The 13623-nt window shown below is 70.1% G+C and carries 15 protein-coding genes; 7 read left to right on the top strand and 8 right to left on the bottom strand.

Annotation, left to right across the window (positions count from 1 at the left end):
• Positions 1-22: 22 nt before the first annotated feature.
• From ACFFQA_RS17910 to ACFFQA_RS17895, 4 genes are all read left to right on the top strand, one after another.
• Positions 23-568, top strand: a complete 546-nt coding sequence (locus tag ACFFQA_RS17910; protein ID WP_377853186.1) for a GrpB family protein — start codon at positions 23-25, stop codon at positions 566-568.
• Positions 569-585: 17 nt separating this feature from the next.
• Positions 586-903, top strand: a complete 318-nt coding sequence (locus ACFFQA_RS17905) for an ArsR/SmtB family transcription factor (protein ID WP_377853184.1) — start codon at positions 586-588, stop codon at positions 901-903.
• 11 nt (positions 904-914) lie between these two features.
• A complete protein-coding gene (locus ACFFQA_RS17900) occupies positions 915-1823 on the top strand; it encodes an SRPBCC family protein (protein WP_377853182.1) in 909 nt (302 codons plus the stop codon).
• A 179-nt stretch (positions 1824-2002) separates the two neighbouring features.
• Entirely contained in the window at positions 2003-2941 is a 939-nt protein-coding gene (locus ACFFQA_RS17895; RefSeq protein ID WP_377853180.1) for a catalase family peroxidase, read from the top strand.
• Between the two features lie 17 nt (positions 2942-2958).
• Here the strand turns inward: ACFFQA_RS17895 and ACFFQA_RS17890 are convergent, their stop codons facing one another.
• The 6 genes from ACFFQA_RS17890 to ACFFQA_RS17865 all read right to left on the bottom strand — a co-directional run bounded on the left by ACFFQA_RS17890 (position 2959) and on the right by ACFFQA_RS17865 (position 8694).
• A complete protein-coding gene (locus ACFFQA_RS17890; protein ID WP_377853179.1) occupies positions 2959-3864 on the bottom strand; it encodes a TIGR04222 domain-containing membrane protein in 906 nt (301 codons plus the stop codon).
• A 40-nt stretch (positions 3865-3904) separates the two neighbouring features.
• Positions 3905-4528, bottom strand: coding sequence for a GTP-binding protein (locus ACFFQA_RS17885; protein WP_377853177.1), 624 nt, complete (start codon positions 4526-4528; stop codon positions 3905-3907).
• A complete protein-coding gene (locus ACFFQA_RS17880) occupies positions 4512-4943 on the bottom strand; it encodes a DUF742 domain-containing protein (protein WP_377853175.1) in 432 nt (143 codons plus the stop codon). The genes ACFFQA_RS17885 and ACFFQA_RS17880 overlap by 17 nt, the downstream gene beginning before the upstream one ends.
• The gene (locus tag ACFFQA_RS17875; RefSeq protein WP_446681683.1) at positions 4940-5365 is read right to left on the bottom strand and encodes a roadblock/LC7 domain-containing protein; all 426 of its coding nucleotides are present in this window, start codon (positions 5363-5365) and stop codon (positions 4940-4942) included. The genes ACFFQA_RS17880 and ACFFQA_RS17875 overlap by 4 nt, the downstream gene beginning before the upstream one ends.
• On the bottom strand, positions 5362-7710 hold the full coding sequence (locus ACFFQA_RS17870) for a sensor histidine kinase (RefSeq protein WP_377853174.1): 2349 nt from the start codon (positions 7708-7710) through the stop codon (positions 5362-5364). Before ACFFQA_RS17870 ends, ACFFQA_RS17875 begins: the two co-directional genes overlap by 4 nt.
• A 333-nt stretch (positions 7711-8043) precedes the next feature.
• Positions 8044-8694 carry a peptidylprolyl isomerase gene (locus ACFFQA_RS17865; RefSeq protein ID WP_377853172.1) on the bottom strand — a complete coding sequence of 217 codons (651 nt, stop codon included), beginning with the start codon at positions 8692-8694 and terminating at the stop codon, positions 8044-8046.
• Between the two features lie 274 nt (positions 8695-8968).
• On the opposite strand from ACFFQA_RS17865, the gene ACFFQA_RS17860 reads away from it, so the two are divergent.
• From ACFFQA_RS17860 to ACFFQA_RS17850, 3 genes are all read left to right on the top strand, one after another.
• Positions 8969-9598, top strand: coding sequence for a DUF4360 domain-containing protein (locus ACFFQA_RS17860; RefSeq protein WP_377853170.1), 630 nt, complete (start codon positions 8969-8971; stop codon positions 9596-9598).
• Between the two features lie 228 nt (positions 9599-9826).
• Positions 9827-10969, top strand: coding sequence for a methyltransferase (locus ACFFQA_RS17855; RefSeq protein ID WP_377853168.1), 1143 nt, complete (start codon positions 9827-9829; stop codon positions 10967-10969).
• 4 nt (positions 10970-10973) lie between these two features.
• The gene (locus tag ACFFQA_RS17850) at positions 10974-12161 is read left to right on the top strand and encodes a glycosyltransferase 87 family protein (RefSeq protein ID WP_377853166.1); all 1188 of its coding nucleotides are present in this window, start codon (positions 10974-10976) and stop codon (positions 12159-12161) included.
• On the opposite strand, the gene ACFFQA_RS17845 is transcribed toward ACFFQA_RS17850, so the two are convergent.
• Both ACFFQA_RS17845 and ACFFQA_RS17840 read right to left on the bottom strand, forming a co-directional pair.
• Positions 12121-12642 (bottom strand): DinB family protein, encoded by a 522-nt coding sequence (locus ACFFQA_RS17845; protein WP_377853164.1) that lies wholly within the window; start codon positions 12640-12642, stop codon positions 12121-12123. The genes ACFFQA_RS17850 and ACFFQA_RS17845 overlap by 41 nt on opposite strands.
• Before the next feature lie 120 nt (positions 12643-12762).
• Positions 12763-13614 carry an alpha/beta fold hydrolase gene (locus ACFFQA_RS17840; RefSeq protein ID WP_377853162.1) on the bottom strand — a complete coding sequence of 284 codons (852 nt, stop codon included), beginning with the start codon at positions 13612-13614 and terminating at the stop codon, positions 12763-12765.
• Positions 13615-13623: the final 9 nt, after the last annotated feature.

The raw sequence follows: 13623 nt of genomic DNA, 5'->3' as shown, positions 1-13623 counted from the left end.
CGCCCCGGGTTAGCTTCGGGGTATGTCCGAGATTCCCGCATGGGCGACCGAGAGAGCCGTTGTCCTCCCGTATGACCCGCGCTGGCCGGAGCGCGCGTCCGGGGAGCGGACCCGGCTGGTCGAGCTGCTGGGGCCGTGGCTGGCCGACGGCGTCGAGCACATCGGCTCGACCTCGGTTCCCGGACTGGCGGCCAAGCCGATCGTGGATCTGATGGCGTCGGTGCGCGACCACACCGACGGCGCCGTCCACGGGGCGCTGACCGGGGACGGGTGGCACCTGGTGCCGCCGGAGCTGGACGAGCGGCCCTGGCGGCGGTTCTTCGTGCGCGCGTCAGGACAGCGACGGGTGGCGCACCTGCACGTGGTCTCCGCTGGGCACCGGCGCTGGCGGGACCAGATCGCCTTCCGCGACGCGTTGCGCGCCGACGCCGGGCTCGCGCGGGAGTACACCGAGCTGAAGCGGGGGTTGTCCGACCGGCACGGCGGAGACCGCGAGGCGTACACGGCGGGCAAGTCCGAGTTCGTCGCCCGAGTTCTCCGTACATACCCTGGCGGATATATTCCCTGAGGGTTATATTAGGAGGCGTGTCCACCGTCTTCGAGATCGTCGCCGAGCCCAGCCGACGCCGCATCCTGGACCTGCTGCTCAGCCGCCCGCACCTGGTCGGCGAGCTCAGCGACGAGCTGGGACTGACCCAGCCGGGAACGTCCAAGCACCTGCGGGTGCTGCGGGATGCGGGCCTGGTCCGGGTCCGCCAGGAGGCGCAGCGCCGGTGGTACGAGCTGAACCCCGCCCCGCTGGCCGAGCTCGACGGCTGGTTGCAGCCCTACCGGCGGCTGTGGGCCGGGCGGCTGGACGCCCTGGAGCGCCACCTCGAAACGATGCCCGACGAGACCGAGTGAGGAAAACCGCCATGACCCGCAACGGCGAGCTCAGCACCGCCGACGGCCGCAACGTCCTGCGCTTCGAACGCCGGCTCGCGCATCCGATCGGCAAGGTGTGGCGCGCGATCACCGAGCCCGACCACACCAGCAAGTGGTTCCCGGCGACCATGCACACCGAGCTCAAGCAGGGCGCGACCATCCTCTTCGTCTTCGACGGCGACCAGGGCGCGCCGACGAAGGGTGTGATCACCGACTTCGAGCCCGAGCGCCTGTTCGCCTTCACCTGGGAGGGCGAGGTGCTGCGCTGGGAGCTGCGCGAGGACGGTGGCGGCTGCGTGCTGCTGTTCACCCATGTCTTCGACGACCGCGCGGGCGCGGCGAGCTTCGCCACCGGCTGGGAGACCTGCATCGGCGCGCTGGAGACCATGCTCGCTGGGGAGAAGTCCGCTCCGGACGCCGACTACGGACCACGGCACGACGAGTACGTTGCGCTGTTCGGACTGGAGCGCGGCGAGCTGACCGAGACCGAGGACGGCTGGCAGGTCCGCTTCGAACGCAACCTCACCAAGCCCCAGAGCGTGGTGTGGGAGCTGCTGACCGAGTCGGTCGTGGTCGGCTCACAACCACCGCTGCGCTTCACCAACGGCTACGTGCCCGCGGGGCCGATCACCGCGTTCGAGGAGAACACGCTGCTGGAGTACTCGTGCGAAGGCGGTCACGTGCGGTGGCGGCTGCGTCCGGGCAACGGCGGCGCGCGGCTGGTGCTCACGCAGACCGGAACGGCGGCGCAGGCCGACCAGCGCGCGCGGGCGCTGGCCGCGTGGCAGCTGCACGTCGACCTGCTGGCGCAGTGGTTGCGCGGCGAGACGCCGTGCTGGCCGGAGGGGCGTTTCGAGGAACTGGAACGGGATTACTCCGAGCAATTGAATCTCGCCTGAAAATGCATCCGTCAATCATGCGGGCTACACCGGACGAAACCGGTCCACCGGGATTTCCCAGGACTGCGATCACCGGATCACCGCCGGTCACCGGGTTGCGGACAGTTCGGGCACTACGCCATGGGAATTCGCCCAGAATGCGCGGGGCACCGCCGGAGAACGTGCCTTAGTCTCCGGCCATGACCAGCCACCCCACCACGTCCGAGCTCGCCGTCGAGGTCGTCGACAGCATGGAACAGGTCTCCGGCACCTACCCCGGATACCGCAGGGCGCACGCGCGCGGCGCCTGCTTCGACGCCACCTTCACCCCGAGCGGCGACGCGGCGGCGCTGACCACCGCGGCCCACCTCCAGCGGACCCCGGTGCCCGCGACGGTGCGCTTCTCCAACTCCAACGGCAGCCCGCACACCCTGGACGGGGCGCGGGCCGGGCGCGGCATCGCGGTGAAGTTCCGCCTCCCGGACGGCTCGGCGACGGACCTGGTCGCGGTGAACCTCCCGGTGTTCCTGGCCTCCACGCCGGAGAACTTCCTGAACCTGTTGGGAGCCTTGAAGAAGGACCCGGTCACCGGGGTCACCGACCCGGCGCGCGTCGGCGCGTACATCCAGAACAACCCGGAGGCGGCCGCCGGCTTCCAGGCGGCGGCGACGATGCCGATCCCGGTCAGCTACGGCACGGCCCGCTACTGGGCCATCCACGCATTCGAGTGGACCGACGCCGAGGGGCGCAGCCGCTTCGTCCGCTACCGCTGGGAGCCGGACCTCGGCCTCCACGAACTGTCCGAAGAGGACGGTGCGGTCCTTCCGGAGGAGTACCTGACCGAAGAGCTGGTGCGGCGCCTGGAGAACGGACCGGTCGGCTTCACGCTGCACGTCCAGCTGGCCGAGCCCGGCGATCCCACCAACGACGCCACCAAGGCCTGGCCCGCCGACCGCGAGGAGATCGTGGCGGGCCGACTGGAGATCACCGCGCCGGTCGCCGACCAGGCCCACTGGGCGGCGGAGATCTTCGACCCGACCAGGGTCACGAAGGGCATCGCGCTCTCCGACGACCCGATCCTCGCCTTCCGCAACCAGGCCTACGCGGTCTCCTACTCCCGCCGCACCCACAACGCCTGAACCGGAGTGGGCGGGGGTCAGCCGCCGCAGCCACCGCAACCGCCGCCACCGCAACCCCCACCACTGCACCCTCCACCGCTGTCCGATCCGCCGGAGCCGCCGTCTGAGCCGCCGCCGGAGGTGGACACGGGTGGTGGGGAGTAGTTCAACGCCTGCTGGATCTGCTCGTCCGGGTAGAGCATCAGGCCGCCGAAGAGGACCGCGCCCGCCGCGAAGCCGAAGGTGGAGACGCCGACGAGGCCCGGCTCGTCGGCGTGGTGGTTGCTGTACCTGCCACGGGCTTCCGCGGCGACGCGGTCACCGAGCACCGTTCGCCTGCCCGGCGTGTGGACCGCCGAGGCGATGCCCGCGACCACCGTCGCGATGCCCGCGACGACCACGAGGGGGATCAGGAAACCGACCGGGCGGTCCAGGCTGATCCCGTTGGCCACGCGGACGATTCCGAGCACTTCGAGCGCGAGGAACAGCAGGAAGATCCGCCGCAGCCTCGCCTTCGCCGCGTCCGGGGACACCAGCAGTCCTCGGTCGCTGAGGTCCTCGGCGATCGCGGCGCAGGCAGGGGAACCCGCGACGAGCTCGACCACGGTTCGCGCTCGCACCGAGTTCGCCTTGTCCAGCACCGCGTTCTCCAGCGGGTCCGGTGTGCGCTGCTCGCTGGTGCGCGTCAGCGTTCCCGCGCTGGCGATGCGCAGGCGGCCGTCGGCCAGCAGGCTCGCCACGGCCGTCTCCGCGGCGCGGCGAGCCCCGCCGACCAGGTAGGCCAGGTGGTACGGCGGTGGGATCAGCGCGCCGACCGGCGCACCGAGGTCACCGCCGCGCCGCTGGCGGCCGGCCCACACCTTGTTCAGCACGACAAGGCCGACGATCAGCGCGCAGTACAGGACGATGAACGTCGGGCCCGAGATGCCCCACGGTTCGGTCACGGCTCACCCACCCCCAAGAGTCGACGGACTCCCGGGGAGGCTAACCGTTGACCAGGCGTTCCTGGCCCGTCGTGTCCGAGCTGTGTCGAGAATCGTGCTGCACCAACACATTCTCGATGAGCTCGACCAGGACGCCCTTGACCGAGGCCCGCTTGCGGGCGTCGCAGTGCACGATCGTCGTCGCCTGGGAGACCCCGAGCGCCTCGCGGACCTCCTCGATCGCGAAGCGCTCCGCGCCGTCGAAGGTGTTGACCGCGACGACGAAGGGCATCTCCCGTTCCTCGAAGTAGTCGATCACCGGGTAGCAGTCCTCGATCCGCCTGGTGTCCACCATCAGGATCGCGCCGAGCGCCCCGTCGGAGACGTCGTCCCACAGGAAGGAGAAGCGCTCCTGCCCCGGCGTGCCGAACAGGTACAGCACGTAGGAGCGGTCCAGGGTGATCCGGCCGAAGTCGAAGGCGACCGTGGTGGTGCTCTTGTCCGGCAGCACCGTGGTGTCGTCGACCCCGACGGACACCTCCGTCATGGCCGCCTCGGTGGTGAGCGGCTCGATCTCGGAGATCGCCCCGATGAGCGTCGTCTTGCCGACGCCGAACCCACCGCTGACGACGATCTTGACCGGCAGCGGGCAGGCGGCCGGGGCGTGCTCAGAGTGCCCGTACAAGGTCTCTGATCCTCTCGATGGCATGACCAGAAAGGGCGGTGGACTCCTGGTGCTCCAGGAGGTCCTCGGAAATGAGGTCGGCGATCAGGACTCGTGCGACGCCGAGCGGGACGCCGATGCCGACGGCGACCTCGGCGACCGACAGCGCCCGGTCGGCGCACAGCCGCACGATGCTCAGCGGCTCGAACTCCAGTGCGGCCTCCGCGGCGGCGGGCCGGGCGCGCACCAGCGTGTCCACCCGGAGGCCGGCGCGGCGCGGCTCGGTGCGGCCGCCGGTGACGATGAAGGGCCGGACGAAGGCGTCGCCGGCCTCGTCGGAGCCGGTGTCGGGCCCGGGATGGTGCTCGGCCCAGGAAGCACGCGAACGCAGGCCGGGGATCATCCGCGAGTCCGGCAGGCGGGGACCGTCGGTCATAGCGCCAGCTGCCCTCGCAGTTCGGTGATCAGCGCCGGGGTGAGCAGGTCCCCGGCGCGTTCGGCGAGCACGGCGATCTCGTAGCCGATCAGGCCGATGTCGCAGTCCCGCTCCGTCAGCACGCCGATCGAGCTGCCGTCGCTGATCGAGGAGACCAGCAGGAAGCCGCGCTGCATCTCGATCATGATGAGCTTGAGGCCGTCGAACTGGTACCGGCGCGCCGCGCTGCGGCTGAGGCTGACCAGGCCGGAGACGATCGCGGCGAGCTGATCGGCCTCCGTCCGGTCCAGCCCGTCCGAGGTCGCGAGCAGCAGCCCGTCGGAGGAGACCGCGACAGCGTCGCGCACGGCATCGGTGCTGCGGACGAAGTTGGCCAGCAGCCAGTTGAACGTCTCTGGTGTGGTGTTCAGCTCGGCCGTCACCTGGGATCCTCTGCATTCTGGTGTGACACGGAGTGCGGACCGGGCGCTGGCGCCGCTGCCTGGTCCGGGGGCGAGACGCGCAGCGCGCGCTCCCCACGCTTGTGGCCGCCCCGGAAGTCCGAGAGCATGCTGCGCACCTCGGCCGGGGTGCGGTCGGTGACCGGTGGCTTGGCGACCGCGCGCACGCTCCGGGTCTGGCCCGCGGAACCCTGCCCGCGCGGAACCCGCTTGAGCAGCCCGTTGCGGGTGCGGTCACCGCTCGGGCGCTGGTGCTGGGTGACGTTGTTCGGCTGGTCCTCGGCATCGAGCACCGCGACCGGAGCCGGTGCGGCGGCGGGTGCCTCGGCGGCGACGGGCGCGGACGCGGACGGCGCGGGGGCGCGGCGCACGAGCTCGGGCTCGCCCTCCGGCTCCGCGGGGGTGGCCGGTCCGGTGACCAGGAGCGCGGACGGCAGCGTGATCCTCGCCGTGACCCCGCTCGCCGGGGAGTCGGCCAGCGTCACCTGCACGTCCAGCCGCTTGGCCAGCTGGCCGACGACGTAGTGGCCGAGGAAGCGGGTGGGCGCGACGAGGAAGTTCTCCTCGCCGCCGAGCCGGGTGTTGGCCTTCTCCAGCGCGTCGGCGGACATGCCCATGCCGTGGTCGATCACGGCGAGCGTGTAGCCGGTGGCGACCCGGCGGCCGTAGATCTCCACCTCCATCTCCGGCGGGGAGAAGGACAGCCCGTTCTCGATCAGCTCGGCCAGCATGTGCGAGACCTCCGCGGCGACGGCCCCCGCGATCAGCTGGTCGTCGATCCGCCGGAAGACCACCCTGCGGTAGTCCTCGACCTCGGCGAGCGCGGCGCGGATGACGTCGACGACCGCGAGCGGCTCGGTCCACCGCCGGGGGCTGGTGGTGCCCGCGAGCACCAGCAGGCTCTCGGCGTTGCGGCGCATGCGGGTGGCCAGGTGGTCGAGCCGGAAGAGGTTGGACAGCACCGCGGGGTCCAGCTCCTCCTTCTCCAGGTCGGTGATGAAGGCGAGCTGGCGGCGCAGCAGGTTCTGGTTGCGGCGGCCCAGGTTCGCCATCGACTCGCTGGTGTTGCGGCGCAGCACGGTCTGCTGGTTGGCCAGCGCGAAGGCGGTGGACTGCACGCGGTCCAGCGCCTCGGACACCGAGTGGATCTCCGCTCCGGCGCCCTCCGGCGGCCGCATCGGCTCCGGTGGCGCGGGCCGTTCGTGCTCCCGCGCGGTCTGCAGCGCGGCAACGGCCTCCGGCAGCCGCCTCGTCGCGATGTCCTCGGCGTCCTCGACGAGCACGGCGAGCGGACCGATGATCGACCGGTTGGTGTCGACGAACATCCACACCAGCACCGCGATCACCAGCAGCGCGACCAGGACGACGGCGACGAGCTCGGTGGTGGCCCGGGACTGCAACGCGTCCGCGCGGCCCTGTACGTCCTCGGCGACGCTCTGCAGGACGCCCTGCAGCTCGTCGATGTAGGTGGTCATCCAGTCGTGGTGCGCGCGGGAGTTGATCCGCTCCGACAGGGCGCCGCCCGCCGCCGCGATCGCGACCCGCTCGGCGTTGGCGATGTCCGCGGCGACCCTGGTGCTCTGCGCGCGCTCCAGCCGCTCGCGCTGCGCGGGCGTGGCCTGGCGGGTGAAGTCGGCGAAGGCCGCCTGCTTGGTGACGAGGATCTCACTGAACTTGATGTACTCGTCGTTCTTGAACCGGTTGGGTGTGGAGTTGAGGACACCGTTGAGGAACGACCGCTGCTGGCCGGTCCGCTCCTTGGCGTTGGCCAGCGCGCGCATGGCGAACAGGCCGTGCTGGAGCTCGGTGTCGGTGACGAGGTCGAAGTCGAGGTAGCCCTGGTTGAGCAGTGCGATGCGCTCGGTGAAGTAGTCGTGGCTGGTGTTGAAGTCGATCGACTTGGTGTCGATCCTGGTCCGCATCTGCGGGAGGTCCCCGACCCGGTCCAGCGCGGTTCGGACCGCGGTGACGGTCACCGCGGGCACGGAGCCGATGAGCTGGATCAGGCTGCGCTGCGCGGCGTCGGTGCGGGCGCGGTACTCCGGGAACAGCGAGCGGAACTCGTCGCGGCCGCCGAGGAAGCCACTGCTGATGCCGCGTTCGCGCTGGAGCTCGTGCATCAGCCGCTGCACGGTGATCTCCACGGTCACCGAGTCCGAGGTCTGGCGGGCGGCGAGGTCGCGGCGGACCACCGAGACCACCTCGATGCCCAGCAGCACGACGACGACGGCGAGGCAGAACGCGAGGATGCGCAGCAGCTTGCCGCGAATGGTCCCGGAGGGGCGGGACGGTGCCGGGATCTCCTGGCTCTCCTGCGAGGTGGTCACCTGTCTTGGGACGTCATCGGACCCTAACGACGAGCGGTGACCTGGGCTCACAGTGGACCTCCGCCGAGCTTCGGGTTTCGCGGTCGACCCGCGACTCAAGCTGAACCGTGATACGGCACGGAAACACGCCGCGCAATCATCATCAGACATGCCGAACCCGGCGCCGAAACGGTCAGGGACTCGTGGTAGGCCGCACGGCGCTCGCGTGCGAACCTGGCTTGATCAGGCAGGACGCCGCACGTCACAATTCGGGCACAGCGCTCGGCCGGATCCGGAAGCTCACCCGTTCGAGCTATAGGCATCGGGTGGCCGGACCGCCGACCAGCGTGAAGATCATCGAACTTTCAGAATCCGCACGGGCTTGGCGGGCGCACCGTCGAGCGGGTCCGCCGGCCCGGGGATGATCCCGTTCGCCACGATCCGGTCCAGCACGCGCATGCCCTTGGTGACCCGGCCCAGCACCGTGTAGGCGGGCTTGATGTTGGCGAAGCTGTGCACGATGAAGAACTGAGAACCGTTGGTGTTGGGCCCGAAGTTGCCCATCGCGACCGTCCCGCGTCGATACGTCTCCTCGCCAGTCACCTCGTCGTCGAACTTGTAGCCGGGCCCGCCCTTCTCCGCGGCGTGGATGTCACCGCACTGGAGCACGCCGAGCCGCGCGGAGTTGGTCAGCCGCCAGCACTGCGTCCTGTCGAAGAACCGTTGGCGGGCAAGGGAAACGAGGTTGTGCACCGCACAGGGGGCGTTGGCCCGGTCCAGTTCCAGCTCGACCGGGCCGTAGTTGGTGCTGATCGTCACCTCGACGGTGCCCCGCGCCTTGGCCAGCGGGCGCGGCGGCCGGACCGGCTTGGCGGCCGGGTCCTCGGGCGTCGGGGTGAACACGCAGCGGGCGACAGCCTGCCCCGGGGCGGCCTGCGCGGGGGCGACCACGGCCAGGGACCCGAGCAGGGCGGCCACGACAGCGACTGACCAGCGCTTTCTCATGCCGGTCAACCTAACGAGCCGGACGCGCGCTGGGAAGGCGACAGAACAGCGGAGTTTTCTCCACATTCCGGAAATATTGATCGCGCAATCAGTTAAGGGGCCGCCGGGAGGCCGTAATGACATCCATTCGGATGCATGCACACCGAAGCACAGCCCCCTACAATCGGGGCGTTCTTCAGCCCTGCGCAGGTAAGAATGACCATCCGGAATCACCTGCTACCGCCATATAGGTGACGCCCTTCCCCCATGCCCTAAAAGCAGCGGAGGTATTTCCATGTTGAGAACTTCGACGGTCGCCGGCGTACTGTTATCCCTGCTGGCCGTGCCGTCACCGGCGCTGGCCGACGACGCGCCGCCTCCGCCGGACAAGATCACCATCGACGTGGTCAGCGTCAACGGCTCCGGCTGCCCCGCCGGATCCGCGGCGGTGGCGGTCAACCACGACAACACCGCGTTCACCGTGACCTACAGCCGGTATCTCGCCCAGGCGGGGGCGGGGGCCAGCCCCACGGACTTCCGGAAGAACTGCCAGCTCAACCTGCGGGTGAACGTGCCGCACGGCTTCACCTACGCCGTGGCGCAGGCCGACTACCGCGGCTTCGCCAACCTCGCGCACGGCGCGACCGGCATGGAGCGGGCCAACTACTACTTCGCCGGGATGTCGCCGACGGCGCAGATCAGCCACTCCTTCCGGGGGCCGCTCAGCGACAACTGGCAGACCACCGACCGGACCGAGATCGCCGATCTGGTCTACGCCCCCTGCGGCGAACAGCGCAACCTGAACGTCAACACGGAGCTGCGGGTGAACAAGGGGACCTCGACCGCCAACAGCTTCATGTCGATGGACTCCACGGACGGCAGCGTCAACACCATTTATCACTTCGCTTGGAAGAAGTGCGACTAACCACCCCGCGAAACGCGCACCGGGCGCGACACTTCCTTCGGGAGTGTCGCGCCCACCTTTCTGTCCACCCGGCAAGAAAACAACGTTTGCATTCAGTTATCCTTGGCCGGTGACGAACCCCGCGCACGCTGCTGTCCTCTACTAGCTCCGGCGAGCCAGCTCTCCCCGACGCGCCACCGACGTGGCGCGTGTTCAGGCATCGCCGAGCACAGCAGCGGAAACGGACTCGTGACAACTTCAGCACCCCAGCTCGTCTCGTGGACCGAGGCGGGCCGACACCGGACGGCACGATGGCGTTCGGCGAGCGGTTCCACCCCACCGGCCGCAGTGGTCGCGGTGGACGACGGCATCACGGCGGACAAGGCGTACCGGCTGGCCACCAAGGGAGTGGCCATGCTGTGGCGCGGCGACTTCCCGAACGCGCGCCAGCTCCTCCGCGCGCTCGCCCGGCGCGTCCCCGCCTCCACCACCGCGACATTCCACTCACACCGCCAAGCCCAGGCACGGCGAGCCCGAGTGCTCGCAATGGTGTTGGTACTACTGGATTCCGACCACATGTCGGACCTGCGGCGCGCCCCCGACACACGACAGGCGTGCACGGAGGTCTACGGCCCGGCGGACGCGCCGTCGGTGGTGTCGCTGCGCGAACTGCTCGGTGTCATCGGCGCGCACGAGTGGCGCAGGACCGGCATCCTCGTCCCGGAGCTCGATGCGCGAATTCGGCCCCACTACGGGGTTTTCTCCCCGGTTCGCGGTGAGTACGTCCGTCTCGTCGCCGAAGCGCCGCTGCCCTCACGCGCACTCGCCTTCGACATCGGGACCGGCACGGGGGTGCTCGCCGCGGTACTGGCGCGTCGAGGTGTCGAGCGTGTCGTCGCGACCGACCAGGATCCGCGCGCCGTCACGTGCGCGCGGGAGAACCTGGCGGCTCTCGGCCTCGGCGACCGGACCGAGGTGCAGCAGGTGGATCTCTTCCCCCGAGGCCGAGCCCCACTGGTCGTGTGCAACCCGCCGTGGATACCGGCCCGGCCGACATCACCCCTGGAGCGCGCGGTGTACGACCCGGGCAGCCGGATGCTCCACGGGTTCCTCGACCGGCTGGGCAGGCATCTCACGCCGGGCGGTGAGGGGTGGCTCGTCCTTTCGGATCTTGCCGAACACTTCGGTCTGCGCACCCGCGACGAGCTCATGGCGGCTGTCGGCCGCGCGGGTCTGGAGGTGGTGGGGCGGTCCGAGGTCCGGCCTGGGCACGGTCGCGCCACCGACTCGAATGATCCACTCCACGCGGCGCGAAGGGCTGAGGTAACGTCTCTCTGGCGCGTTCGCGTGACCCCCTCCACACAACGTCGGCCGATCACAGGGCGTCCCTAGAAGCATGAACAGATCCCCACTGGCGCGCCTGGACGCTTGTTCGGCCCGGAGCTACCGCTGGTTTCTCGCGGGAGCGGGCGCGGCACTGGTGGGCGTCCTGTGCTGGAAGCTGCTGAGCAGCCGCCGGTTCTACATCGACCTGGAGGTCTACCGCTTCGGCGTGCGGACACTCTGGAACGGCGGCGACCTCTACGGCCCGATGCCCCCGACCTCGGCGGGCATCGGGCTGCCGTTCATCTACCCGCCGTTCTCCACCGTGGTCTTCGCGCCGTTCGCCGCGGTGCCGAAGGACGTCGCGGTGGTCGCCTCGATCCTGCTGTCCGTGGCCGCGCTCGCCGCGACGCTGCACCTGGTGTTCGGCTGGGTGCTGCCGAACGCGACGATGCGGCGCAGAACCACGCTCACCGTGCTCGTGCTGCCGTTGGCGATCGTGCTGGAACCGGTCCGGGCCACCATCGAGTTCGGTCAGGTCAACCTCTGGCTGATGGGCCTGGTCGCGGTGGACTGCCTGAGCCGCGAACCGCGCTGGCCGCGCGGAGTGCTCGTCGGCATCGCGGCGGCCATCAAGATCACCCCGGCGGGGTTCATCCTGTTCTTCTTGCTGCGCAAGGACTTCCGCGCGGCGGTGACCACTGTGGTCACCATCGTGGCCACTGCCGCGATCGGCTTCGTTGTGGCTCCGGCCGCCTCCGTTCGCTACTGGTTGGACATCGTGTTCGGCGCGTCCGGGCAGAGCGGGTCGGCCTTCGCCACCAACCAGACCATCGCGGGCGAGCTCTCCCGGCTCGGGGCGGGTCCGGTGGTGGACGCGGCGGTGTGGTGCGTGCTGCTGCCCGCGGTGCTCATCTCGATGATCACCGTGATCCGCCGCGTCGGTCCGGCCCAGGCCCTGGTGACCAACGCGGCGGGGGTGCTGGTCCTGTCGCCGATCTCCTGGTCGCACCACTGGGTGTGGATCGCGCCCGCGCTCGTGGTGCTCGTCGCGCTCGCCCGCCCCTGGCTGGCCCTGGTGCCGGTCTTCGTGGTGGGCCCGCACTCCCTGCTCCCGGCGGGCAACCACCTCGAAGCCACGTGGACCTGGTGGCAGCACCTGGTCGGCAACGCTTACCTGCTGATCGCGCTGGCCACCCTGTTCTGGACCGCGGCGCGGCTCAGCCCATGCTCTTCGCGCCGTCGATCGCTTCACGGATGATGTCCGCGTGCCCCGCGTGCTGGGCGGTCTCGGCGATGATGTGCATGAGCACGCGCCGCACCGTCCACTTCGCGCCGGGCTCGAACCACGGTGCCACTGGCAGCTCGTGCGCCAGGTCCAGGTCGGGCATCGTCGCGACCAGCTCGTTCGTGGTGCGCGCGACCTCCTCGTAGCGGGCGAGCAGCACCTCCAGCGTCTCGTCGCCGACCTTGAGGAACTCGTTCGGCCAGTCCTCCTCGCTCTTGCCGTCGGAAGCCATGCCCTCGGCCCCACCCAGCGCGAACCGCATCCACGCCTTCTCGGTGTTGCTGACGTGCTTGATCAGCCCGGCGATCGTCAACGCGCTCACCGTGCTGCGCTGCCACGCCTGCTCCTCGGTCAGCTGGCGGGCGGTGTTGCGCAGGAAGAACCGGTGCTTGTCCAGCATCGCCACCAGGTCAGCGCGCTCGCCGGTCAGGGTGGTGGTCTCGGTGCTCGTCATGGCTTCGTCCTTCGGGGTGGTCGCTGGTGATGAGACCAAGGTAGGAGCCATTGCGGACAACTACCGTCCTCAATGAAAGAGGCGCGCGAACTTTTTCCGGCGGCCAGTCGCAAGAGCCGGTCAGCGGCGGGCGAGGTCCACCACCCTGCGCGTCTCGGTGACGATCAGCTCGGGCTGCTGCAACGGCACGAGGTGATCGGCGTGCTCGGCCAGCACGTGCCGCCCCCGTGGCAGCCGCGCGGCGTGACGCCGATGCGTCGCGATCAGCACCGGCCGGGGTGGCCGCTCCGCCCGCCCGCGCCGGCCCGCCGAGATCAGCGTGACCGGGACGTCCGGCAGCTCCCCTCCGTCCGGCATCAGCGACCGCAGCTGCGAAGCCATCGCCACCACCTCCCGCGCGCCCGTCCGCAGTGCGCGGTAGCTGATCTCCTCCGTCACCAGCTCCGAGGCCATCTCCTGCGGAAAGTTCTTGTGCAGCCTGCCTTTCAGCGCGGGCCGCAGCAGCCACGCGAGAGCCGCGCCGAGCATGTAGCCGACCGCGACTCCGCGCGCGCGTGTGATGCCGTGGTACTCCGCGATCTCCTCCTCCACTTGGTCCACCAGCACGAGCCCGGCGATCGACGACGGCTCGCGCCGAGCGACACAGCGGGCAAGGACACCACCAAGACTGTGTCCCACCAACACGAACCGCGAGTCCGAGTCGCCGTGGAGCAGGTCCGCCAGGTCGTCCGCCATCCGGTGCAGACCGGCGGGCGCGGAGTCGCTGCGCCCCAGACCCGCACGGTCGTAGGCCAGGGTCCGCGTGTGCTGGGCGACCGCGCGCTGCACGAGCCCCCAGGTGCCCCGGTTCGCGCCGAGCCCGGCTTCGAACACCACCGTCGGCGAACCGCTGCCGATGGTGACGTGGTGCAGGAGCCGCCCGTCCCTCGTCCGCGTGAAGCCGGGATCACCGAAGGCGCTTGGCTGGACCATGCTCCCAGT

The sequence above is a fragment of the Allokutzneria oryzae genome, assembly GCF_042429765.1.
In the GTDB taxonomy this organism is placed as follows: domain Bacteria; phylum Actinomycetota; class Actinomycetes; order Mycobacteriales; family Pseudonocardiaceae; genus Allokutzneria; species Allokutzneria oryzae.
This window is presented reverse-complemented; position numbering and strand designations above follow the sequence as displayed.

What these genes read in the sequence shown, in the direction of transcription:
- ACFFQA_RS17910 (WP_377853186.1), top strand. Translation starts at nt 23, where the DNA reads ATGTCCGAGATTCCCGCATGGGCGACCGAGAGAGCCGTTGTCCTCCCG.
- ACFFQA_RS17900 (WP_377853182.1), top strand. Translation starts at nt 915, where the DNA reads ATGACCCGCAACGGCGAGCTCAGCACCGCCGACGGCCGCAACGTCCTG.
- ACFFQA_RS17895 (WP_377853180.1), top strand. Translation starts at nt 2,003, where the DNA reads ATGACCAGCCACCCCACCACGTCCGAGCTCGCCGTCGAGGTCGTCGAC.
- ACFFQA_RS17880 (WP_377853175.1), bottom strand. Translation starts at nt 4,943, where the DNA reads ATGACCGACGGTCCCCGCCTGCCGGACTCGCGGATGATCCCCGGCCTG.
- ACFFQA_RS17865 (WP_377853172.1), bottom strand. Translation starts at nt 8,694, where the DNA reads ATGAGAAAGCGCTGGTCAGTCGCTGTCGTGGCCGCCCTGCTCGGGTCC.
- ACFFQA_RS17860 (WP_377853170.1), top strand. Translation starts at nt 8,969, where the DNA reads ATGTTGAGAACTTCGACGGTCGCCGGCGTACTGTTATCCCTGCTGGCC.
- ACFFQA_RS17850 (WP_377853166.1), top strand. Translation starts at nt 10,974, where the DNA reads ATGAACAGATCCCCACTGGCGCGCCTGGACGCTTGTTCGGCCCGGAGC.
- ACFFQA_RS17845 (WP_377853164.1), bottom strand. Translation starts at nt 12,642, where the DNA reads ATGACGAGCACCGAGACCACCACCCTGACCGGCGAGCGCGCTGACCTG.
- ACFFQA_RS17840 (WP_377853162.1), bottom strand. Translation starts at nt 13,614, where the DNA reads ATGGTCCAGCCAAGCGCCTTCGGTGATCCCGGCTTCACGCGGACGAGG.